Annotated in this window: 17 protein-coding genes and 1 pseudogene; 7 read left to right on the top strand and 11 right to left on the bottom strand. The window is 57.1% G+C overall.

Going from position 1 to position 22911, the window contains the following annotated elements; all coding sequences use genetic code 11:
• Positions 1-294: 294 nt before the first annotated feature.
• Genes gltB through FY156_21070 form a run of 3 tightly spaced genes read left to right on the top strand, consistent with a single transcriptional unit; the run spans position 295 to position 6677 of the window.
• Positions 295-5040 carry a glutamate synthase large subunit gene (gene gltB / locus FY156_21080; GenBank protein UXS04009.1) on the top strand — a complete coding sequence of 1582 codons (4746 nt, stop codon included), beginning with the start codon at positions 295-297 and terminating at the stop codon, positions 5038-5040.
• A gap of 8 nt (positions 5041-5048) precedes the next feature.
• Positions 5049-5207 (top strand): hypothetical protein, encoded by a 159-nt coding sequence (locus FY156_21075; GenBank protein UXS03186.1) that lies wholly within the window; start codon positions 5049-5051, stop codon positions 5205-5207.
• Positions 5208-5222: 15 nt separating this feature from the next.
• Positions 5223-6677 carry a glutamate synthase subunit beta gene (locus FY156_21070; protein ID UXS04008.1) on the top strand — a complete coding sequence of 485 codons (1455 nt, stop codon included), beginning with the start codon at positions 5223-5225 and terminating at the stop codon, positions 6675-6677.
• A gap of 61 nt (positions 6678-6738) precedes the next feature.
• On the opposite strand, the pseudogene FY156_21065 reads toward FY156_21070, so the two are convergent.
• The 3 genes and pseudogenes from FY156_21065 to FY156_21055 all read right to left on the bottom strand — a co-directional run bounded on the left by FY156_21065 (position 6739) and on the right by FY156_21055 (position 9570).
• Positions 6739-6921 (bottom strand): annotated as a pseudogene (locus FY156_21065) (hypothetical protein).
• Between the two features lie 131 nt (positions 6922-7052).
• Entirely contained in the window at positions 7053-8279 is a 1227-nt protein-coding gene (locus FY156_21060) for a DUF459 domain-containing protein (GenBank protein ID UXS04007.1), read from the bottom strand.
• Between the two features lie 67 nt (positions 8280-8346).
• Positions 8347-9570: a lytic murein transglycosylase gene (locus tag FY156_21055; protein UXS04006.1), complete on the bottom strand. Its 1224-nt coding sequence runs from the start codon at positions 9568-9570 to the stop codon at positions 8347-8349.
• Positions 9571-9766: 196 nt separating this feature from the next.
• Between FY156_21055 and galU the strand changes: the two genes are divergently transcribed.
• The gene (gene galU, locus FY156_21050) at positions 9767-10654 is read left to right on the top strand and encodes a UTP--glucose-1-phosphate uridylyltransferase GalU (GenBank protein ID UXS04005.1); all 888 of its coding nucleotides are present in this window, start codon (positions 9767-9769) and stop codon (positions 10652-10654) included.
• Between the two features lie 78 nt (positions 10655-10732).
• Here the strand turns inward: galU and FY156_21045 are convergent, their stop codons facing one another.
• The gene (locus FY156_21045; protein UXS05181.1) at positions 10733-12205 is read right to left on the bottom strand and encodes an outer membrane beta-barrel protein; all 1473 of its coding nucleotides are present in this window, start codon (positions 12203-12205) and stop codon (positions 10733-10735) included.
• Between the two features lie 413 nt (positions 12206-12618).
• On the opposite strand from FY156_21045, the gene FY156_21040 reads away from it, so the two are divergent.
• The gene (locus tag FY156_21040) at positions 12619-12984 is read left to right on the top strand and encodes a PAS domain-containing protein (GenBank protein ID UXS04004.1); all 366 of its coding nucleotides are present in this window, start codon (positions 12619-12621) and stop codon (positions 12982-12984) included.
• A gap of 79 nt (positions 12985-13063) precedes the next feature.
• On the top strand, positions 13064-14059 hold the full coding sequence (locus FY156_21035) for a KpsF/GutQ family sugar-phosphate isomerase (GenBank protein UXS04003.1): 996 nt from the start codon (positions 13064-13066) through the stop codon (positions 14057-14059).
• 10 nt (positions 14060-14069) lie between these two features.
• Here the strand turns inward: FY156_21035 and FY156_21030 are convergent, their stop codons facing one another.
• The 6 genes from FY156_21030 to FY156_21005 form a co-directional block, all read right to left on the bottom strand.
• Positions 14070-14534 (bottom strand): NfeD family protein, encoded by a 465-nt coding sequence (locus tag FY156_21030; protein ID UXS04002.1) that lies wholly within the window; start codon positions 14532-14534, stop codon positions 14070-14072.
• 1 nt (position 14535) lies between these two features.
• Positions 14536-15588, bottom strand: a complete 1053-nt coding sequence (locus FY156_21025; protein UXS04001.1) for an SPFH/Band 7/PHB domain protein — start codon at positions 15586-15588, stop codon at positions 14536-14538.
• A 60-nt stretch (positions 15589-15648) separates the two neighbouring features.
• Positions 15649-16683 (bottom strand): ferrochelatase, encoded by a 1035-nt coding sequence (locus FY156_21020; protein ID UXS04000.1) that lies wholly within the window; start codon positions 16681-16683, stop codon positions 15649-15651.
• 252 nt (positions 16684-16935) lie between these two features.
• Entirely contained in the window at positions 16936-18837 is a 1902-nt protein-coding gene (locus FY156_21015; GenBank protein UXS03999.1) for a LysM peptidoglycan-binding domain-containing protein, read from the bottom strand.
• A gap of 213 nt (positions 18838-19050) precedes the next feature.
• Positions 19051-19425 (bottom strand): hypothetical protein, encoded by a 375-nt coding sequence (locus FY156_21010; GenBank protein ID UXS03998.1) that lies wholly within the window; start codon positions 19423-19425, stop codon positions 19051-19053.
• Positions 19426-19572: 147 nt separating this feature from the next.
• On the bottom strand, positions 19573-21018 hold the full coding sequence (locus FY156_21005) for a homospermidine synthase (protein ID UXS03997.1): 1446 nt from the start codon (positions 21016-21018) through the stop codon (positions 19573-19575).
• A 244-nt stretch (positions 21019-21262) separates the two neighbouring features.
• Between FY156_21005 and FY156_21000 the strand changes: the two genes are divergently transcribed.
• Entirely contained in the window at positions 21263-22171 is a 909-nt protein-coding gene (locus FY156_21000) for a diguanylate cyclase (protein UXS03996.1), read from the top strand.
• Between the two features lie 29 nt (positions 22172-22200).
• Here the strand turns inward: FY156_21000 and FY156_20995 are convergent, their stop codons facing one another.
• Positions 22201-22836 (bottom strand): hypothetical protein, encoded by a 636-nt coding sequence (locus FY156_20995; GenBank protein ID UXS03995.1) that lies wholly within the window; start codon positions 22834-22836, stop codon positions 22201-22203.
• Between the last annotated feature and the right edge of the window lie 75 nt (positions 22837-22911).

Here is a 22911-nt window from a genome sequence, read left to right as displayed (position 1 = left end):
CTTCGCAAATGGCAAATAGGGTAATGAAAGCAACAGTGAGGGGCTGTTTCTCAAAAGAAAATTTCGCGGGATCGACGTCTCTGGAAACTTCGCTGCAAAAGTCCGGTTTTATAAATTGAACATGCGCCTTGCTAAACGAGCCCATTTCTGCCAAAATTCTTGAGAATTGAGACAGCTATGCTGTCCTAAATTTTAACGAGCCGGAATGACGGCGGGTTTCATGTTCAGTGAAAATCCGCGTCGAACCGGTTCTTTGTGCGAGACCGTGCAAGTGCTTTGCAGGAGGGACGAACAATGACGAACAAGACGCTGGCGGATAACGCTGCCGCCATCATGACCACTGACTGTCCCACCGCGGCCGGGGCCGCTTCCGTTGCAGTGACGAAGGTCACTCCGCGTGGTCTGCCGGAAAAGCAGGGTCTCTACGACCCGGCAAATGAGCACGATGCCTGTGGCGTCGGTTTTGTCGCGCATATGAAGGGGCAGAAATCCCATCAGATCGTCAAGGACGGCCTGTTTATCCTCGAAAACCTCACTCATCGCGGCGCTGTCGGCGCCGATCCGCTGATGGGCGATGGTGCCGGTATTCTGGTGCAGATCCCCGACCGCTTTTTCCGTGAAGAAATGGCCAAGCAGGGCGTCACCCTGCCAAAGGCGGGTGAATACGCCGTCGGTCATATCTTCATGCCGCGCGACCCATCGCGTATCGAACACTACAAGAAAGTCATCATCGACGTCATCGGTGAGGAAGGCCAGCAGTTCATCGGTTTCCGCGATGTCCCGGTCGACAATTCCTCCCTCTCCAAAGCGCCCGATATCGCTGCGACCGAACCGCACCATGTTCAGGTGTTCATCGGCGCTGGCCGCGACGCTGCGACGAACGCAGAGTTCGAACGCCAGCTCTTCCTGATCCGCAAGGTCATTTCCAACCGCATCTATGATGAGGGCGGTGGCAAGGAAGCGCAGGACTTCTACCCTGTATCGCTGTCGTCTTCGACGATCGTCTACAAGGGCATGTTCCTGGCCTATCAGGTTGGCGCCTACTACAAGGATCTTTCGGACCCGCGTTTCGAATCCGCCGTGGCGCTCGTCCATCAGCGTTTCTCGACCAACACCTTCCCGTCGTGGAAGCTGGCTCACCCGTACCGCATGGTCGCCCATAACGGCGAAATCAACACGCTGCGCGGTAACGTCAACTGGATGGCTGCGCGTCAGGCGTCGGTTTCTTCCGTTCTGTTCGGCGACGACATCTCCAAGCTCTGGCCGATCTCTTATGAAGGCCAGTCGGACACCGCCTGCTTCGACAACGCGCTCGAGTTCCTCGTGCGTGGCGGCTATTCCATGGCGCATGCCGTGATGATGCTGATCCCGGAAGCATGGGCGGGCAACCAGTCCATGTCGGCTGAACGCAAGGCATTCTACGAATATCATGCCGCTCTGATGGAGCCATGGGATGGCCCGGCCGCCGTGGCCTTTACGGATGGCAAGCAGATCGGCGCGACGCTTGACCGTAACGGCCTGCGTCCAGCCCGTTATCTCGTGACCGATGACGACCGCATCATCATGGCTTCGGAAGCTGGCACCTTGCCGGTTCCGGAAGAGCGCATCGTCAAGAAATGGCGCCTGCAGCCCGGCAAGATGCTGCTGATCGATATGGAAAAGGGCTCGATCATTTCCGACGAGGAAGTGAAGCACGAGCTGGCTGCCAAGCATCCTTACCGCACCTGGCTGGATCGCACGCAGCTCATTCTGGAAGAGCTGAAGCCGGTAGAGCCGCGTGCGCTGCGCCGCGACGTATCGCTTCTCGACCGTCAGCAGGCCTTTGGTTACACCAGCGAAGACACCAAGCTCCTGATGTCGCCGATGGCGACAACCGGTCAGGAAGCGATCGGTTCGATGGGTACGGACACGCCGATTTCGGCAATGTCGGAAAAGTCGAAGCTGCTTTACACCTATTTCAAGCAGAACTTCGCACAGGTCACCAACCCGCCGATCGATCCGATCCGCGAGGAGCTGGTGATGAGCCTAGTGTCCTTCATCGGTCCGCGCCCGAACATCCTTGATCACGAAGGCGCAGCCCGCGCCAAGCGTCTCGAAGTTCGCCAGCCGATCCTGACCAATGGCGATCTGGAAAAGATCCGCTCCATCGGTCATACGGAAGACCGTTTCGATACCAAGACACTCGACTTCACATACGATGTGGAGCGTGGCGCCGAAGGCATGCCTGACATGCTGGACCGCCTGTGCGAGCGTGCCGAATCCGCCGTGCGTGGCGGCTACAACATCATCGTGCTGTCGGATCGTCAGCTTGGACCGGATCGCATTGCTATCCCGGCTCTGCTTGCAACCGCTGCCGTGCACCATCACCTGATCCGCAAGGGCCTTCGTACCTCGGTCGGTCTCGTTGTCGAAACCGGCGAGCCACGCGAAATCCATCACTTCTGTCTGCTGGCAGGTTACGGTGCGGAAGCGATCAACCCTTATCTCGCCTTCGACACGCTGCTTGATATGCACAAGCACAACGCCTTCCCGAAGGAAGTGTCGGAAGACGAAGTTGTCTACCGTTATATCAAGGCGGTCGGTAAGGGCATCCTCAAGGTCATGTCCAAGATGGGCATTTCCACCTACCAGTCCTATTGCGGCGCGCAGATTTTTGACGCCATCGGCCTGTCGTCGGAATTCGTCGCACAGTATTTCTTCGGTACAGCGACCTCCATCGAAGGTGTCGGTTTGACGGAAATCGCCGAGGAAACCGTGACCCGTCACACGGCGGCTTTCGGCAAGGACCCGATCCTCGCCAACACGCTCGATATCGGCGGCGAATACGCCTATCGTATGCGCGGCGAAAGCCACGCCTGGACGCCTGACGCCGTAGCCTCTCTGCAGCACGCGGTTCGTGGTAACAGCCAGGATCGCTACCGCGAGTTTGCCGGCATGGTGAACGACACCGCGCTGCGCATGAACACCATCCGTGGTCTGTTCAAGATCAAGGGTGCGGAAGCGCTTGGCCGCAAGCCTGTTTCCGTGGATGATGTCGAGCCCGCTGCTGAAATCGTCAAACGTTTCTCGACAGGTGCGATGTCGTTCGGCTCCATCAGCCGCGAAGCGCATACAACGCTTGCAATCGCCATGAACCGGATCGGCGGCAAGTCGAACACCGGTGAAGGCGGCGAAGAATCCGACCGTTACATGCCGCTTCTGAACGGCCAGCCAAATCCGGAACGGTCTGCAATCAAGCAGATTGCCTCCGGCCGCTTTGGTGTGACGACGGAATATCTCGTTAATGCCGACATGCTGCAGATCAAGGTCGCGCAGGGCGCCAAGCCCGGCGAAGGTGGTCAGTTGCCCGGTCACAAGGTCGATGCCACGGTTGCCAAGACCCGCCATTCGACCCCGGGTGTCGGTCTCATCTCGCCGCCGCCGCATCATGATATCTATTCGATCGAAGATCTGGCGCAACTCATCTACGATCTGAAGAACGTCAACCCGGAAGCCGATGTTTCCGTGAAACTCGTTTCCGAAGTCGGCGTTGGCACGGTTGCTGCCGGTGTTGCCAAGGCACGCGCCGACCATATTACCGTTGCCGGTTTCGATGGTGGAACGGGTGCGTCGCCCTTGACCTCGCTCAAGCATGCCGGTTCTCCGTGGGAAATCGGCCTCGCCGAAACACAGCAGACGCTGGTGCTGAACGGCCTTCGCTCACGCGTTGCGCTGCAGGTCGATGGTGGTCTGAAAACTGGCCGCGACGTCATTATCGGCGCACTGCTCGGTGCGGACGAGTTCGGCTTTGCGACCGCGCCGCTGATCGCTGCCGGTTGCATCATGATGCGCAAGTGCCACCTGAACACCTGCCCGGTCGGCGTTGCTACGCAGGACCCTGTTCTGCGCAAGCGCTTCAAGGGCACGCCTGAACACGTCATCAACTACTTCTTCTTCGTAGCCGAGGAAGTCCGAGAAATTCTTGCTTCGCTTGGCGTTACCAAGCTGGACGAGATCATCGGTGCTTCCGAACTGCTCGAAAAGGAAGAAATGCTGGCGCACTGGAAGGCCAAGGGTCTCGATTTCAGCCGTATCTTCCATAAGGTCGATGCGCCGAAGGAAGCAACTTTCTGGACCCAGCGGCAGCACCATCCGATCGAAGACGTTCTCGACCGCAAGCTGATAGAAAAGTCGATGCCGTCGCTCGAAAACCGCGAACCGGTTGTCTTTGAAGTTCCGATCAAGAACGTCGACCGTTCGGCAGGTGCGATGCTGTCGGGTGCGCTCGCCAAGCGCTGGGGCCACAAGGGCCTGAAGGACGATACGATCCACGTGACGCTGCGCGGCACGGCCGGTCAGTCTTTCGGCGCGTTCCTGGCACGCGGTATCACCTTCGATCTGGTGGGTGACGGTAACGACTACGTTGGCAAGGGTCTTTCGGGTGGCCGCATCATCGTGCGTCCGCCGGAGAACACCCGCATCGTCGCGGAAAACTCGATCATCGTCGGCAACACGGTGCTTTACGGCGCCATTACCGGTGAGTGCTACTTCCGTGGCGTTGCAGGCGAACGGTTTGCTGTGCGCAACTCCGGTGCTGTTGCCGTTGTCGAAGGCGTGGGTGACCATGGCTGCGAATACATGACGGGAGGCATTGTCGTCGTTCTCGGTGAAACCGGCCGTAACTTCGCAGCCGGCATGTCCGGTGGTGTGGCCTACGTTCTCGATGAACAGGGTGACTTCGCCAAGCGCTGCAACATGGCCATGGTCGAGCTCGAGCCGGTTCCGGAAGAAGACGACATGCTTGAAAAGCTGCATCATCACGGCGGTGACCTCATGCACAAGGGACGCGTGGACGTTTCCGAAGACATGACGCGCCATGATGAAGAGCGCCTCTACCAGATGATTTCGAACCACTTCCACTACACCAACTCGTCCCGTGCCAAGGACATCCTTGATCGCTGGAGTGAGTTCCGTCCGAAATTCCGCAAGGTCATGCCGGTTGAATACCGACGTGCGCTTGAGGAAATGGAACGGATGCGCATGGGTGTGGCGGCGGAGTAATCCGCCGCGTGGGGAAATTTCATCGACTGATCTCGCTGATCGTCGCAATCGCCGTTCCAACGGCGGTTTACTGCGCAAACGGCGAGATCGGGTTTGAGTTCATCGTGCTGGGGGCGGTTTTTGGTTTCGCCTACTGGTACTGGGGCCCGACCGGCGCTCCGCTTTGATATGAGGATATAAACGTGGGTAAGGTAACAGGTTTTCTGGAGATCGACCGGCAAGTTGGCAAGTACCAGCCCGCCTCAGACCGTATCCGTCACTTCCGGGAATTCACCATTCCCATGTCGGATGCCGAAGTGCAGAAGCAGGCGGCACGCTGCATGGACTGTGGCATTCCTTACTGTCATGGTCCGACGGGCTGTCCCGTCCATAACCAGATCCCCGACTGGAACGATCTGGTTTATAACGGCGGCTGGGAACAGGCGATCAGCAATCTTCACTCCACCAACAACTTCCCGGAATTTACCGGTCGCGTCTGTCCCGCGCCTTGCGAGGAGGCTTGCACGCTGAACCTTGAGGATACGCCGGTTGCGATCAAGACGGTCGAACAGGCAATTGCCGACAAGGCCTACGAACTGGGCTTTATCGTGCCAAAGCCGGCCACGGTTCACACAGGCAAGAAGGTCGCGATCATCGGGTCCGGTCCGTCTGGTCTCGCCGCTGCCCAGCAGCTCGGCCGCGCCGGTCACGAGGTTCACGTCTATGAGCGCGAATCCAAGGCAGGCGGCCTGTTGCGTTACGGCATTCCGGACTTCAAGATGGAGAAGAACTTCATTGATCGTCGTGTCGAGCAGATCAAGGGCGAAGGTGTCACTTTCCATTATGGCGTCAACGTCGGTGTCGACATTTCTGCTGAGAAGCTGATCGCCGACCACGATGCGGTTCTTTATTGCGGTGGCTCCGAAACGCCGCGTCCGGCAGGTATCGGCGGCGCGGATTTCCACGGCGTTTATGATGCCATGCCTTACCTCGTTCAGCAGAACCGCCGCGTCGGTCGCGAAAACATCGACAGCGTTGGCTGGCCTGCCGATCCGATCCTGGCCGGTGGCAAGCACGTTGTTGTCGTCGGCGGTGGTGACACGGCATCGGATTGCGTCGGCACTGCATTCCGTCAGGGTGCCGTGAAGGTCACGCAGCTCGACATTCGTCCGATGCCGCCGGAAAAGGAAGACAAGCTCGCAGTCTGGCCATTCTGGGCAACCAAGATGCGCACCTCCTCGTCACAGGCTGAAGGCGCTGTGCGCGAATTTCAGGTTGCGACGCTGGAATTTGTCGGTGAAGACGGCGTTCTGACCGGTGTTAAGTGCTGCCAGGTCGATGAGAAGCGCAAGCCGATCGCCGGCACGGAATTCATCATCAAGGCTGACCTTGCTTTCATCGCGATCGGTTTCTCCGGCCCGTTCACCGACAGCGTCCTGAAGGACCTGGAAGGTAAGCTGGAGCTCAACACCGACCGCCGTGGTTCGACCAACGTTGTTGCCAACGACCAGGACTACAAGACCTCGGTCGACAAGCTCTGGACAGCTGGCGACGTTCGTCGTGGTCAGTCTCTGGTTGTCTGGGCTATCCGCGAGGGTCGTCAGGCTGCACGCGCCATCGACGAAGCTTTGATGGGCAGTTCGGTGCTGCCACGCTAATCACTGAAAAGGCGGCCATCTGGTCGCCTTTTTTGTTCCAGACCTGGGGTAAAACAGCGCGTTAGTGTTTGTTTTTATGGCCCTGTTGGCCACCCTTCATCGACTTATCCCGCGTGGTGTCCTTCATGGGGGCCTTGTTTTCCATTGATGACGCGCTGCGGGTTTTGTCGTTGCCGCCCTTGCCGGATTTTTGACCCGTCTTCATATGCGGGTCGTGTGTACCACCTTGGTGGGGCATGATGTTTACTCCTCATATCATCGTTATTAGCGGATGCGTTCCTGCTCCGCACTCCGCGTTAACCACCAAGGTCGAAGCGCGTTCCGACTTTAACATATCGTGATGATGAGGGTGCTCGAACGAGCGTCATGAGAAGGCTACTTCGTTGCCGTTTCGTCCGGTGTGGACACGCGATAATCATCGACGCGTCCCCGTGGTGCGTCGCTCATTTCACCGCGTTTTGTCAGCCGCTCACGCGGCGTTTCGACGACAGATGTTCTGACAGGCTGGTCGCCCAGCAGTCTTTCGCCGCCATCGAGATCGGGATCTGTAAGGCTGATAGGCTGCGTTCGGACCTGTCCGGCATCGATACCAAGTGCCGGCAGCGAGGTCAGTGAAGGCAGATTGCTACCGTCCAGCTTCACCAGATCGGGGCCGGCGCTGTCCAGATGCCGGCGCACGAATTTTTCGACGTAAAATGCGAGTTTTCGCTTGCCGGCCTGCGTCATGCCGATGCCATCGGCTTCGCGAAGACGGGCTTGCTGACCGTTCATGTCGTAACCGGTGATAACGAACTTGCCTGCTTCATCGACGAAACCGTCCCAGACATCGACGAACTCACCACCGTGCTTTTCGACGTGGCTGCGGTAAAGGCGGTTGAAGCCAGCAAGATCGGCCGTCAATGACGGGGATTGAAACGCGGGCACGCCAACCCACAACAGTGGAACTTTCTGGCGCTCGGCGATGGCCAGCAGCGCATCAATCCGACGCTCATACTCCTTGTACCAGACATCTGTACCGAATTTTTCCTTGATATCGCCGATCTGCATCTGCTGGCGGTCATTGGACCCCATCATGATGACGATTGTTGCCGGGCTCGTCTCCTTGATGAATTCGGGAAGTGTGGCAAACCAATCGTAATAGTCTGTTCGCACCAGGCCCGACGAGCCATTTGCACGCACGTCGACGGTGATGGCCGGGGAACTGGCGAAAGCGTTGACAAGCTCCTCACCCATGCCTCCGGCCAGAAAGTCGCCGACGACGAGAACGCGCCGCGCATTTTCGAGTTTTGCGGCCGGTTCCGGTTTTGTGGTACGCATCTGGACAACGGATGGTGTCTTGCGCGCCGGTTGCGGTCTGCTGACTGATCGGTTGCGCGACGAGGGCGCTGAGGGGAAATCGCGTCGGTTGCGCGGCTGATATTCACGGTCAGCCGGTGCTTCTCTACCAACAGGTCTGCCGAACAACATTTCGAACAGGGTCCGACGCTGCTCCTGCGCGATGGCGCCAGATGGGGCGAGTGGCACGCAGATCGCAACGGACAAAATGACGGCGCAGATGCGCCGTCCGATGATTCCGTTTTGCGATGCGGGCTTCTTACTCATGACATCGACCTTTCCGGGCGGTCCGCCGGCAGTCTTCGCGACTGCCTGAACCGACCGGCACATCTTATCAGTTACGCAAGGCTCTCAGCAGTCTCTGCGATGGTTCGCCATCGTTTTCCATTCCCATACGGGACTGGATTGCGCTGATTGCCGCTTTCGAACCGGAGCCGAAGTTACCATCGATTTCGCCATCATAATAACCGAGCTCTTTCATCCGGGTCTGGAGCTCGAATTTTTCCTTGATGTCCAGCGTACCGTCAGGACGCGGCCACTTCTGCTGCATACCACCGTAACCGGCGATCTCGTCTGCCAGCAGACCAACGGCCAGCGCGTAGCTGTCGGATGCGTTGTATTTCTTGATGGTGAAGAAGTTTTTCATCATCAGGAAGCCCGGACCATTGGCACCCCCCTGCAATTTGAGCATGGCGCGGTCAGAACCACGGGTGAAATTCTTGCCGTTTGGACGGGTGAAGCCGAGCTTTGCCCATTCCGCAATGGTCTTTGTTTGACCTTCATATCGGGCGCCGCCGCGCGGAACCGCGGTTTCGTAACCCCAGGTCCGGCCGGGTTCCCAGCCATTCTTTGCCAGCAGATTGGCGGCCGTTGCCAGTGCGTCCGGCACAGAGTGCCAGATGTCGCGCTTGCCGTTGCCATCCGCGTCGACGGCGTAGAGCAGATAGCTGGTCGGAATGAATTGCGTGTGGCCCATGGCGCCCGCCCAGGACCCGGTGAGCTGTTTCGGCGTCACGTCACCCGATTGAAGGATCTTCAGGGCGGCAATCAATTGCGTACGGGCGAACTTTCCACGCTTTGGATCAGAATAGGCAAGGGTTGCCAGGGCCTGCGGGATATTATGCAGGCGCTCCGGTTTTTCGAGTACCGCACCATAGTTCGATTCCATCGACCAGATGGCGAGGATGATATGCTTGTCGACGTTGAAGTTGCGCTCGATCCAGTTCAGGGTCGTGGCGTGGCGTGCCTTCATTTCACGGCCGATCCGGACCGTGTACGGATTGACACGCGAGTCGATATAGTCCCAGACCTGTGTCGTGAATTCCGGCTGATAGGTGGCCTTGCGCAGCGCGTCAGGATCGGGCTCGGTCACGCCGGCGAACGCTTTCTGGTAGGTCGCCTTGCTGATGCCTTCTTTGGCGGCTGTTGAATAAAACTGGTTGATCCACTGTCTGAAGCCAGCATCGGCATGTGCCGAGAATGGCGTCAGGGTGATTGCCAAACCTGCAAACACCATGCAGCCGAATTTGCGGACATCTGAAAGGATCATCTTTGTCATCGTCGGTCTTTCGTTCTCTCGAATGTCATTTCGATAGCGAGATACGCATCGGGCTTCACGATGGATACCAAAAGAACGTCAACAAATTCTTTACCATTAATAGATGGTAGCGTCGACCTTTACAAAACGTTGTTGTTTTTGAAATAACAACTGCGTGAGGGAATGGGACCCAGTTGTTATCTCTCAGGAGGGATATGTGGTAGAACAGAAGAAAATTCGGAAAGCCGTATTTCCGGTTGCAGGCCTCGGTACACGTTTCCTGCCCGCTACTAAGGCGGTTCCGAAAGAAATGCTCACTGTCGTAGACAAGCCGGTCATTCAGTACGTCGTTGATGAAGCGGCGGAAGCGGGCATCGAGCACTTTGTATTTGTCACCGGCCGCGGCAAGGCGGTGATCGAAGACTATTTCGATATTCAATTTGAACTCGAACAGATGCTGCGCGAGCGCAACAAGAATGCCGAGCTGACATTGCTGGCCGGCCTTCTGCCAAAGGCGGGTACGGCAAGCTTTACCCGTCAGCAGGTTCCGCTTGGTCTTGGCCACGCGGTCTGGTGCGCACGCGATATCGTCGGCGACGAGCCTTTTGCGGTTCTGCTGCCTGACATGATCATGCACTCGCAGAAAAGCTGCCTCAAAGGCATGGTTGATCTTTACGACCAGACCGGTGGCAACGTGATTGCGGTGCAGGAATGCGAACCGGATCAGACCCACAAATACGGCATCGTCGGTGTTGGCGACGCTGTCGGCGAAGGATTCAAGATCACCCAGATGGTCGAGAAGCCTGCCAAGGGTACCGCGCCGTCGAACTTCTACATCAACGGTCGCTACATTCTGCAGCCGGAGATTTTCGACATTCTCGAAAATCAGGAACGCGGTGCAGGCAACGAAATTCAGTTGACGGACGGCATGCTGACGCTGGCGGATTCGCAGGAATTTGCGGGTTATCACTTCCGTGGCCAGACGTTCGATTGCGGCGCAAAGGACGGCTTCATTCTTGCAAACGTCGCTTTTGCTCTGGAACGTGCCGACATCCGCTCTTCGATTGAGGACCCAATCAAGGCCTTGATCGGCGGCCTGAAGTAATCTCACGGAACACGACATGAAAATCCCGGCCTTGTGCCGGGATTTTTGTTTGAGATTTTGGTGCCGGCAGCGTCCGATCTAGCGCTTGAGCACAAGCCCAGCGCCAACGCGCAACTCGTCGCTGTCGTAAACCGGAGTCCACTGATAGCTGACGTCGGCCGTCAGATCGAGGTAGCGGTTGATGCCCCAGGTCAGTCCTGCCCCAGCGGTGTATTCCATGACGTCCTCCATGTCGGACGATGACGGGAACGTCCGGCGGACAATCTGGCCTGTCAGACGGGCAACGAGATTGTTGCGCAACTCGTGGGTCAGGCTGGTATCGAGCTGGTAGGAAATCCAGCCGCCCTGTGGGCCGCCGGCAAAATCTTCGATCGTTGTTCTCAAGCCCAAGTTGACGTTGGTGCCGCGCTGCGGCGACCAGTTCAGATCCCCGTCCAGGGTCAATGCGCCAATGGAGGCCAGACGATCGTCGTCATATTGTTTGCGCAGATAGCCAATCGCCGCTTCGCCTCGGGTCTTTTCGCCCAGATCGATCTCCGCACCGACTTTCGCTCCGTAGGAATTCGACGAGCGCGCATAGCCCGAGCTGTCCCGGTCTTCGTCATACCGGCTTGCTCCGGCATTCAATTCGAGGAAGGGGATGAGGGCAGGTGACAGTTCGTAACCCACACGTCCACGCAGGTTGGCGGAATTGCGGTCCCGGTCACTCAGGCTGATCGCGTTGCCATCCAGGCCCTTGGCGTCGGTGTAGACGGTTCTGGAAAGATCGAGCGCCGCCAGACCGCGCAATTTCCCGAAATCTCGTTCGATGGATGCGCCAGTCGTAAACTGATGTTCGCCGCCCTGGACGGACGCGCCGGTCAACGCGTTCGGGTCGGTTGTGTCTTCGCGACTGAATTCATATCCAGCCTTGAGATTGGCTGTGGTGTCACCGCCAAGGTCAAGGCGAAGATCCGCATCGATTTTTGCCCGGGGTTCTTCTCCGTCCTTGCTTCCGAAATTTTTCTCCCAAGCGCCGTCACCCGTTACCGTCAACGCATGCCTCGACCAATCGCTGGTCAGCGTGCCGCGAATGCCGGTCGTCAGATAGTTGCGGCGCGAAGGGCCGCCCGTATTGCTCTGTTTCTCCGTGTTGATCGTCTGGCTGAGCGACGGACGCAGCAGAAATGTTCCAAGACGGATGCCTGGCGTTTGTCCAGGCTCACCGGTCGGGGGTGGATTCTCACCTCCGTCGACAGTGGGTTCATAGGGATTTTCTGTCTCGGAATAAGGACGCTCATTGTCGTCCTGTTGCTCGTATATCGGATCGCCTGGATTATTGGAGGGGCGCCATAGTGGTGCCGGGGTCGCGGCAGTCGCCGTGTTCGCCGGCGTATCGGTGTCTGTAGTGCCGGCAGATAGGGCAGTGCCTTGAGGAGCCGTAACGGGTACGGGTGTCACAGCGTCCTGCGCCAACGCTACTTCCGCCGTGAAAAGAACGGTGCAGGCAAGCAGCATTGCTGCTGCTTTCCGCGACGTCAGCGGACGTTTTGCGGTGCCTCTCAAGACCATGCTTCTTTCACCCGGCGAGTTTCGATCGCGGCGCGCTCCAAGGTCCGTCATTTCCGTTTCCCATGCCGGCAAGCCGAGCATTATGGGCATTTACTGGAATTGGCAGACTCACTCACGCGACGCATGTTTAACATTGGTTAAACAATAGGGTTTTTATGGTTAACACTTGATAAATATCGGGAAGGGAACTCTTTTTCTGGGCGAATGGCTGGAATAATAACGACATTCCAACTAAGGGCCGACATGACGTTTTTGCGACAGATGAGGGTCGCGATCGCCCAACGCGGTAACTCTATGCTTGCGTGTATGGATGGGACGCTTTCAAGGGGTCGCCAATGTTTCGAAAACGCCAGGCCGATTTTGTTTGAAGAATTTGAAAACCCGTTTGTTTTCCTCTGAGTGACCGTGCTTTTATGACTCCCATGTCGAATATGAACCGGATCGGCTTCTATTGTTGGGACATCACCAACGACAAATTCTACCTGGATGATGTCTGCGCAGATATATTCGGCATCCCGCTGGCTGAAGCCAAGCAAGGCGTCAGCATCTTCAAGATGCTTGAGAGAATAGACCTGGCGGATCGAAATCGTGTCATTGAAACAGCACTGACGACGCTGAAAACAGGGGCCTTCTATTCGCAGGAATATTCGGTACGGCACGATGACGGCTCGCGCTCCCGCGTGCGGACAGTCGGGCGATATCTGCTCGATGAAGAGAAGGTTCCGTTCAAGCGTCTGGGTACGATCGAGGAACTGTCTCCACCTGTGCTGCGCCACTGACCTTTCGTGTCGACAACGCCACCCTGCGGTTATCTTCGAGGCAGTGGACATATTTCGGGGGAAAGAGTAACAGTCGGCCATGATTACGAGAGCTGTGAACCTGGTCGAAGACAATGCGATCGAATCCGCGCTGCGGACGATTTCCATGGAGCGTGAAGGCCTTGCCGCCCTTGAGCGGGCTCTGACCAACGGATTGGCTGAACCCTTCTGCAAGGTCATCGAGATAATCGGCCAGTCAGAAGGACGCCTTATCATCACCGGCGTCGGCAAAAGCGGGCATATCGGCGCGAAGCTTGCAGCGACCTTTGCATCGACCGGAACACCTGCTTTTTTCGTGCATGCGGCTGAAGCCAATCACGGCGATCTTGGAATGATCGGCGGCAATGATGTCGTGCTGGCAATTTCCAAGGGTGGTGAGAGCGCGGAGCTGCGCAGCATCATCAATTATACCCGTCGTTTCTCGATCCCGCTTGTTGCCCTGACTTGCTCGGAAACGTCATCTCTGGCAAAGGCATCGGATATCGTGCTGCTTGTTCCTAATGAGCAAGAAGCATGTCCGCTCGGACTTGCGCCGACGACGTCGACCTTGATGCAACTGGCGCTCGGTGATGCGCTTGCCGTGGCACTTCTGGAAGCACGCAGTTTTACCGCAGGCGATTTCAAGGTATTCCATCCGGGTGGAAAGCTCGGCGCGAGCCTGACGCTTGTCAGCGACATCATGCACACCGGTGAACGTGTGCCGCTCGTCAATAAGGGCACGCCAATGCCCGATGCCGTCAGCGTCTTGTCGCGCAAACACTTCGGCTGTGTTGGCGTTCTGGATGAGGATGGACGGCTCTGCGGCATCGTGACGGAGGGCGATATGGCGCGCAATCTTTCGCGCAATCTCGCCGAACTGACCGTTGACGACATCATGACCCGTACGCCAAAAACGGTCAAAAAATCGGTGTTGGCGACGAGCGCTCTCGCGGTCCTCGAGAAATTTCATATCGGCGCGCTTATTGTCGTCGACGAAGAAAATCGCCCTGTCGGCCTAGTGCACTTCCACGATCTTTTGCGGATCGGCGTGGCTTAACAACAGCTAACTAGGATTCGATGGCTTCCACCGTCAGGGTCCGCCCACGGGCGGAGGCGATCCGAACCCGTGTTCCTGCCGGCATGTCCTTGCCGTCTACCGGCCACCAGGTGTCATCGAGACGAATACGGCCTCGACCTTCGACGATCGGCTCCTGCAATGTGGCCGTACGGCCGACAAGACTTGCTTCGCGCTGATTGAGGAATGGTTCGTCGCTGGTGTCACGGTTCTTGCCGAAATAGCGTCTGCCCAGCAGGGCAAACGCGACCGACAGACCTGCAAACAGCACAAACTGCAATTGCCATGCCCAGACAGCCGCGTCCCACAGAAACAGCGAGAGCGCGCCAATCACCAGTGCCGCTAGACCGATCCAGATCAGGAACACACCCGGCGCAATCAGCTCCGCCGCGAGCAGGATGAAGGCGACGATCCACCAGCTCCAGGGACCAAGCTCTGCGGCAAGCCGTTGCAGCATTTTACTTCTCCGATGACGAGCCGAACGGATTGCCCGGCACGCTCACATTGATGGTGTGGCCGGCCGGTCTTCCGCTTGGCGGAACGGAGCGCGATGGAGCCGGAGTTGAAGGTGTTGCAGCGGCGTCACTCTTGTCGCCGAACACTTCCTTCGCAACCGCGCCAATGCCACCAAGCGAGCCGATCAGGGAGGACGCCTCCATCGGCATCAAGACGATCTTGGCATTCTTTGCCGTGCCGATATCGGAAAGAGCTTCGGTGTATTTCTGTGCGATGAAGTAGTTGATGGCGTGAACATTGCCGGCAGCAATGGCTTCGGACACCACACGAGTTGCTTTTGCTTCAGCCTCAGCCAGACGTTCGCGGGCTTCTGCGTCACGGAACGCAGCTTCTCGCTGTCCTTCCGCTTCGAGGATGGCCGATTGTTTGGCGCCTTCAGCGCGCAGGATCTGCGCGTTGCGCGAGCCTTCCGCTTCCAGCACCTGCGCGCGCTTTTCACGCTCGGCTTTCATCTGTCGCGCCATGGCATCGACAAGATCCTTGGGTGGAGCAATATCCTTGATCTCGACACGCGTGACCTTGATACCCCACGGTCCGACGGCCTCGTCAACAACGCGCAGCAGCCGTTCGTTGATGGTATCGCGGTTTGACAGCAATTCGTCGAGATCCATCGAACCCATCACCGAGCGGATGTTGGTCATGGTGAGGTTCTGGATAGCGATCTGCAGGTTGGAAATCTGATAGGCTGCCTGAGCGGCATTCAGAACCTGGTAGAAAGCAATGGCATCGGCCGCGATACTGGCATTGTCGCGCGTGATGACTTCCTGGGTCGGAATGTCCAGAACCTGCTCCATGACGTTCATGCGCGCACCGATGCGCTCGAAGAACGGTACGATCAGGTTGAGGCCGGGCTCCAGTGTCCGCGTATAACGGCCAAACCGTTCGACGGTGTAGCGATAACCCTGCGGCACGGTCTTGATGCCGGCAAACAGCACAAGAATAACCAGCACCACCGCCGCCAGAACGACGATATCGAAACCGCCCAATTCAATCATCGCATTTCCTCCGCGATCCGTTTCGTTCGGAGTTCGCACCCTTGATTGCTTATGGCAGGATTATACCCAGCCTTGCAACTCCCGGCGCACAACCTTTTCGAGAACATTCATGCCTTCCACACTGTCGTTGAGGCAAGGGACATGCGTGAACTTTTCGCCGCCATTGTGCAGGAAAATCTCACCGGCCTCACCAGCGATTTCTTCGAGTGTCTCAAGACAATCGGAAACGAAGCCGGGGTTCATGACGGCGATGCGTTTGATGCCCTCCGAGGCCAGTTTCTCGACGGTTTTGTCGGTGTAAGGCTGCAGCCACTCTTCCGGTCCGAAGCGCGACTGGAAGGTAATCATGAAGTTCTTGTCCGTCAGTCCCAATGCCTCGCGCAGCAGGCGGGCAGTTTTCTGACAGTGGCAATAATAGGGATCGCCCTTCTGGAAATAGGACTGGGGAATGCCGTGGAACGAGGTGATCAACATCTCGGGCTCCCAGTCGAGCGTCGCCAGATGTTTTTTCACGGAGGTTGCGAGGGCGTCGATATAGGCCGGGTCATCATGATAAGGCGGCACGGTGCGGAGTGCCGGCTGCCAGCGCAGCTTCATGAGATGTTCGAATGCCTTGTCGTTGACGGTCGCCGTCGTCGATGCCGCATATTGCGGATATAGCGGGAAAAGCAGGATTTTTTCGCAGCCCTGTTCCTTCAGCGCATCGATCTTGGACGCGATGGACGGCTGGCCGTAGCGCATCGCCCAGTCGACGACCACATTCGGCAGATCCTTGAGGAGATCGACCATCAGATCGGACTGATTGCGCGTATAGGTCCGGAGATAGCTTTCATTCAGATCGTGGTTCCAGATCTCTTCATAAGCCTTGCCAACCTTCTGCGGACGCTTGTTGAGGACGATGCCGTAAAGTATTGGATACCAGTACAGTCGTGACCATTCGATAACCCGCTTATCGCTCAGAAACTCCGCCAGATAACGCCGCATCGATTTGTAATCGGTGCCGTCAGGTGTTCCCAGATTGACGATGAGGACACCGACCTTGCCGAACGAAACAGCAGGATGGTTTGCGGGAAGTGCGGATATGTTTGCCACCATGAAGAATACCCTGAAACTCGAATTGCATGGCACTACGTTTTTGCCGTCGAATGGTTCATCGTGTTCTAGACTAAATTTTTCAGGATTGAACCATCTGCGGCTGCGATTTCCTCGGGTTGCACGGCGGGTGGGCTGATCCTCGCCGAGGTGTGCTGCGTAAGATAATGATTTTTATGATAAAATAAAAAAGCCAGCCCCGCTTGGGACTGGCTTTCTTGTCTGCGGCAAATTGCCCTGTGAGTAAGGTTCGGCTTAGTTCGCCGGAATCTCCAGCTCCTCGCCGATTTCGATGTGGTTTGGACGTTTCAGCGCGTTTGCACCGGCAATCTTCGTCCAGAGAGCGCCGTTGCCATATTTTTCGGTCGCGATCTTCCACAGCGAGTCGCCCTTTTCGACGACATACTTCGCCGCGGCCTGTGCTGCTGCTGGAGCGGAAGGAGCCGGTGCGGTTGCAGCTGGCGCCGTTGCTGCGGGCGCAGGCGCCGTTGCCGCAGGAGCGGCGGCGGGTGCCGCCGGTTTGGCGGGAGCGACGTAGCCGGCCGGTGTTACTTCAGCAATGCGAGCGTCCGTGTAAGGCTTGTAAGGGCTGTTCTTGCCCACGTAAGCCGCAACGGCTTCTTCGAGATTTGGTCCGAAATCATAGGCATTGATGGCCTTATCGTTAAAGACCTTGAAGCCGTCGCCGCCGGTGCGGACGTAATTGTTGGCCGCAACGGTGTAGGTTTTGGCCGGGTCGAGCGCTACAAAGCCTTCGCCGTCCTTGACCTGAATGTCGGTGACGCGTTCACCGACCGGCTTCGAGCGGTCGAATGAATATTTCATGCCAGAAACCTGCATGAAGCGTCCTGCGACGTCGTCGATCTGGCTGACGCCGTTTTCAAGTGCGGCCTTGATGTCTTCGCCTTTCAACTGGAAAGTTGCGACGGTGTTCTGGAAGGGCAGAACCGTCAGAACTTCGCCCATGGTCACGTCGCCCGCGTCAATGGACGAGCGCAACCCGCCTGCATTGGCAAAAGCAATCGTGACGCCCTGATCCTTGACGCGGTCCAGGGTCGCATCGGCAACGAGGTTGCCCATCGAGCATTCCTTGACGCGGCAAATCTTGCGGTCGCCTTCAATTGCGCCTTCGGAGGAGCCGACAACCTTGGCCTTCAGCTCTTCAATCGGTGCTTTCAGCTCATCGATCCGCTTGGTAATGGCTTCGTCAGGCGTGAAGGAGGCGTCGACCAGGATCGGGTCGCCCTTGGCTTCTTTCACGACGCCGTTGTCATCGAAGAGAACGCGGAGGTCACCAAGATATTTGCTGTACTGGCCAGCTTGAACGACTGGAACCTTGTAGCCGCCGGGATTGTCGACCAGGGTCGGGTAGGGGCCTTCCGCCTTGCTATCGGTGTTTGACAGCAACGTGTGGGAGTGGCCACCGACAACAACGTCAATGTCGGGGATTTTGGCGATATATTCCAGATCACGCGGATAGCCGACATGGGTCAGAGCGATGATCTTGTTGACGCCCTGTTCCTTGAGCTTCACCACTTCTTCGGTGATTTTCGCCACGTCATCGGCGATGGTGATGTTTGGACCGGGTGTTGCAAGTTCCGGTGTGTCGTTTGCGACGGCGCCGACGATGCCGATCTTCTGACCACCAACATCGAGAACGATGAAGGGCTTGACCCGATCGCCAATTTTCGAAGCGGCGCTGGCAACCACGTTGGCAGTTACGACGGGGAACTGAACCTTGTCGAGGAAGCCTGCGAGGCCGTCCTCGCTATCGTCAAATTCATGGTTGCCGACGGTCATGGCGTCGAACTTCATGGCGTTCAGCATTTCTGCTTCCACCGTACCCTTATAGGTGGTGTAAAACAGCGATCCCTGGAAATTGTCACCGGCGTTCAGAAGCAAAACGTTCTTGCCGTCAGCCTTGAGCGCGTCGCGTGTCTTGTTGATCGCGGTCAGCAGGCGCGCAGCGCCGCCGAAGCACTCGTTTTTGCCTGCTTCTTCCGCCGAGCAGGTCGAGTCGAACTTGTTGATCGCTTCGATACGGGAGTGGAAATCGTTGATATGAAGAATATTGAGTTCGTAATCGGCAAAAGCAGCTCCGGCCGAAAGCGTCATCGCCGATACGCTCAGCATCCCCAGTCTCAAAAATCGCTTCATAGTCCCTCTCCTGTTTTTCACGCGGAACGAGGCGGCTCGATCACTGTCCGCGCATGTTCGTGCTCATTGTCTAACGCGAAAGTATGTCAGTCTTTCCGCGAGCGATGTTTTCATCTGCGGCGCGGGACGGCAAGAGAAAATGTGACAGGGATGAAATAAAGAAAATGCACGCGTTAAGCGTGCATTTTCGAATATTCAGAAATGGAAGTAGGGTCAGCCCTCGCGGTTCAGGGTAAACTGACTGTTGGTGTCCGTCGTGCAGTTCAACTGCGACGGTGAGACCAGTGCGCAGTTGACGCGCGACTGTGTGTTGCGCACCAGCGATGTCATGTTGATCTCATAAAGCGTCGGCGAGATCGTGACATACGTACCAGATGCCAGAAGTGTATTCGTGTCGCTTGAACGCGTGGAGAACGAGCCGTTCTGGAATGTCGAGATAATGCCGTTACGGTCAATCCATCGGCCGTCCACCGCAGGTCCCCGCGAAACGGATGGCATGCTCGGTGATTGCGAGGAGGGTCCCGGCGCAACACACGATGACACCGCAATTGCGGCACAAAGCAAAGCAGCGCTCGTCTTGAAGTTCATGGGCCTGTTCTCCTGCGATTCGGTAAAGCCGGTGTTGTTCGACCATGCCGTGAAGTTTTTGTTATTTCAAGGCAACGCTGATGTATCGCACAGGTTCCACAGACGAATCCGAAAGCTCGACGGTCACGATCACGAGAAATACCTTTTTCAGCGGACAAGGATGTTCTTGAACTGCCAAGGATCGGACATGTCGATATTGTCGGGAAACAGACCAGGGCGGCCGTCGAGCGGTGTCCAGTTCGTATAGTGTCCTTCGACCGGGCCGAGATACGGGCGCTGAATTTCCAGGCAGCGGCGATAGTCCATTTCGTCCGCTTCAACGATGCCAACGGCTGGATTTTCAAGCGCCCAGACCATGCCGGCCAGCACCGCCGAGCTCACCTGCAAGCCGGTCGCATTCTGGTACGGCGCAAGAGTTCGCGCTTCTTCGAGGGTCAACCGAGAGCCATACCAGTAGGCGTTCTTTTCATGGCCAAACAGCAGAACACCGAGCTCATCGGCACCATCGACCAGTTCATCTTCACCAAGCACATGCTGAACAGCCTGCGGCTTGCTGCCATTACCGAACATTTCATGCAGTGAAAGGACTGCATCGTTGCACGGATGGTAGGCGTAGTGACACGTCGGACGGTAAACGACATCGCCATCGCTGTTGCGGACAGTGAAGTAGTCCGAAATAGAAATGGCTTCATTGTGGGTGACGAGAAAACCGTACTGGGCGCCAAGCGTCGGGCACCATGTCCGCACCCGCGTTGCGGCCCCCGGCTGATCGAGGTAGATCGCTGCCTTGGTGCCCTTCTTATGTTTCCTGGCGTTTTTGGGTGCCCATCTTTCGTGCGTTCCCCAACCGAGTTCAGCCGGCTGCAGACCTTCGGAGATAAACCCTTCCACCGACCAGGTATTCCAGAAGGCGCCGAACGGTTTAGGCTCTCTGGCGCGTTGCGTGTCGCGTTCGGCAACGTGTACGCCTTTAACGCCGATGCGTTTCATGAGCCTTGCCCAGCCTTCCCGGTCGGTTGCCTCAGGCTCGTCGAAATCGAGGCCGATATTCGCTGCCAGATTGACGAGCGCCTGTTTGACGAACCATGACACCATACCAGGGTTTGCGCCGCAGGTGGAAATGGCTGTCGTGCCGCCCGGTTTGGCCGCTTTTTCCTTCAGCATGGTTTCGCGCAGGGAATAGTTGGTGCGCGATGCGTTATCGGCATTTTTGTCGAAGTAGAAGCCGGGCCACGGTTCTACGACCGTATCGACATAAAGCATTCCGTGTTTGCGGCAGAGCTTCATGAGATCGATGGACGAGGCATCGACGGAGAGGTTGACGCAGAACCCCTGTCCTTCGACGTCCTTGACGAGGGGAAGGAGAACTTCCTTGTAGTTCTTCTTGGTCAAATGGGTGCGGATATGACGGATGCCTTTTTCGGCCAGAAAGCCGGCAATGTCTTCGCGGGGGTCAATGACGACAAGACGTGATCGGTCAAAATTGAAATGGCGTTCGATCAGGGGAAGCGTGCCGCGGCCGATAGAGCCAAAGCCGATCATGATGATGGGGCCGCTAATATCGCCATAGATCGGGTAAGCTGGTTCCGCCATTCGTGATTTTTCCTTTTCAGCCAATGGGTAAGCTAGATCATACAATTCCGCCACAATAAAGGGGAGAGGGATGACGGCGATATGACGATGGATGTTTTTGTGGTTTGGAAGTCATTCTGGCGCTTCGCATTTTAGACGCTACGTTTATAATCAGAAGCGGATACGGCCATGAGATGTCACCGAACTGGGGGTGGGGACAAATCAGGAGGTGTCTTCGAGTGCCTCTTCATTGGAGACTTGCCGATTGGATAGTCTTATTGAGCGTGTTGCCGCGCTTCAGGACACGACCCCTGTTCTCATTGCTTTGTACGATGCCGAAGATCGGCTGAGGCACGCCAATCCTGCGTTCCGCGACACCTTCCAGCTTGAAGCAGAGGATTTTCCCACTTGGGCGGAGATCATGCGGATGAACCATCGCATGCGATCTGGTGTCGTTATCAAGAATGCCAATTTCGAAGGATGGTTGCTTTCCGCGCAATCGCGGCGCGGTAAGTTGTCTTACCGGGCATTCGAAATGGATCTCTATGATGGCCGTTGGTTCTGGATGACAGAGACGGTGCAGACGGACGGCTGGATGCTGTGCGTGGCCAGCGATGTTACCGAATTGCGGCAGGGATATCGTACCCTGCGGCAGGATCGCGATCTGGCGGTCCGAGCGTCACAGACCGATGAATTGACCGGTACGGCAAACCGGCGCTTCGTTTTCGCCAAACTGGATATGCAGATCGAGCGTTTCCGGGCAGGACTTGAAGGTTCGTTCTGTCTCTGCACGATGGACATCGATTTCTTCAAGCAGATCAATGACCGCTTCGGGCACCAGGCCGGGGACACGGTACTGCGCGATTTCGTTCGTTCAGCGCATTCGGTCATACGACGGGTCGACTGCTTTGGCCGGATCGGCGGTGAAGAATTCATGCTCGTCATGCCGCGCTGTTCGATTGTTGAAGGTAATGCGATCGTTGAAAGACTGCTGGAGAGGGTGCGGGCTTCGCGCCCCTTTGCCGCTGTCCCCGAGTTTTCCTATAGTTGTTCGGCTGGCATGACTGTGTCCAGGCCAGGCGATACGGCTGACGATGTTTTCGTGCGTGCGGACAGGGCTCTTTACGAGGCAAAACAGAAAGGCCGTAACCGTCTCTTGTCCACTCCGGCGTAACGCTGGCAACGCCGCACGATCATTGCGGCCTAGACAAGCTCAGCCGCAATGAGGCCGTTGAGAGAGTTTCCGACAAAGAGGCGTTTGCCGACGAGGTCATCGGCCTTCAGGACCTGTCCACGCGCCTTGCGTTCTCGGATGAGGTCGGCGCGCAGGACGCCCGGCAATATGCCGCTATCGAGGGGTGGTGTCAGCAATTGCCCACCCGGCATCTCCACGAAAAGGCTTGTTGACGACCCTTCGCAAAGTTCTCCGCGTTCATTGAGAAGCAGAACCTCGTCCGCGTCCGTCGCCAAGAATTCGGCACGTGCCGCGTCATAAGGCTCACGGCGGGATGATTTGTGCCGATAGAACGTGTCGGTGGAGTCGAGACGGATGCTTTGGGCAATGCGCACCCGCCAGACTGTATCGGCAGGCAAAGGCTCGAACGGGGTGGTGGCGATATCGAGTTCGCCCTTGTAGTTCATGACGATCCTGACGCAGAGCGGTATTTCTCCGCTCACCTCTTTTTCCAGCGCCTTGATCGCGTTGGCAGGCGGGCGAAAACCGAGCGCATCGGCGGAGCGTAGGAGGCGGCGCATATGCTGGTCGATGCGCTGAAACCCGCTTTGCGGTTCCCATCGTATCGTTTCTCTCAAAGTCAGATCAGCAGGTTTGCGCTTCATCCGTTGGCTCGGCGTCCATGTCAGGTGGTATTGCCGCTATTTGAACCCGCAAAGCTTGTCCGAAATAGGATAGCC

This window comes from Agrobacterium tumefaciens, from assembly GCA_025559845.1.
Lineage (GTDB): Bacteria > Pseudomonadota > Alphaproteobacteria > Rhizobiales > Rhizobiaceae > Agrobacterium.
Note: the sequence above shows the minus strand (reverse complement) of the source record. Positions and strands in the feature narration are given on the sequence as shown.

Coding starts and splice junctions, on each gene's coding strand:
- FY156_20995 (UXS03995.1), bottom strand. CDS start 22,836: ATGAAGCGCAAACCTGCTGATCTGACTTTGAGAGAAACGATACGATGG.
- FY156_21035 (UXS04003.1), top strand. CDS start 13,064: ATGATTACGAGAGCTGTGAACCTGGTCGAAGACAATGCGATCGAATCC.
- FY156_21060 (UXS04007.1), bottom strand. CDS start 8,279: ATGAGTAAGAAGCCCGCATCGCAAAACGGAATCATCGGACGGCGCATC.
- FY156_21005 (UXS03997.1), bottom strand. CDS start 21,018: ATGGCGGAACCAGCTTACCCGATCTATGGCGATATTAGCGGCCCCATC.
- FY156_21055 (UXS04006.1), bottom strand. CDS start 9,570: ATGACAAAGATGATCCTTTCAGATGTCCGCAAATTCGGCTGCATGGTG.
- FY156_21040 (UXS04004.1), top strand. CDS start 12,619: ATGACTCCCATGTCGAATATGAACCGGATCGGCTTCTATTGTTGGGAC.
- FY156_21030 (UXS04002.1), bottom strand. CDS start 14,534: ATGCTGCAACGGCTTGCCGCAGAGCTTGGTCCCTGGAGCTGGTGGATC.
- FY156_21025 (UXS04001.1), bottom strand. CDS start 15,588: ATGATTGAATTGGGCGGTTTCGATATCGTCGTTCTGGCGGCGGTGGTG.
- gltB (UXS04009.1), top strand. CDS start 295: ATGACGAACAAGACGCTGGCGGATAACGCTGCCGCCATCATGACCACT.
- FY156_21010 (UXS03998.1), bottom strand. CDS start 19,425: ATGAACTTCAAGACGAGCGCTGCTTTGCTTTGTGCCGCAATTGCGGTG.
- FY156_21045 (UXS05181.1), bottom strand. CDS start 12,205: ATGGTCTTGAGAGGCACCGCAAAACGTCCGCTGACGTCGCGGAAAGCA.
- FY156_21015 (UXS03999.1), bottom strand. CDS start 18,837: ATGAAGCGATTTTTGAGACTGGGGATGCTGAGCGTATCGGCGATGACG.
- FY156_21020 (UXS04000.1), bottom strand. CDS start 16,683: ATGGTGGCAAACATATCCGCACTTCCCGCAAACCATCCTGCTGTTTCG.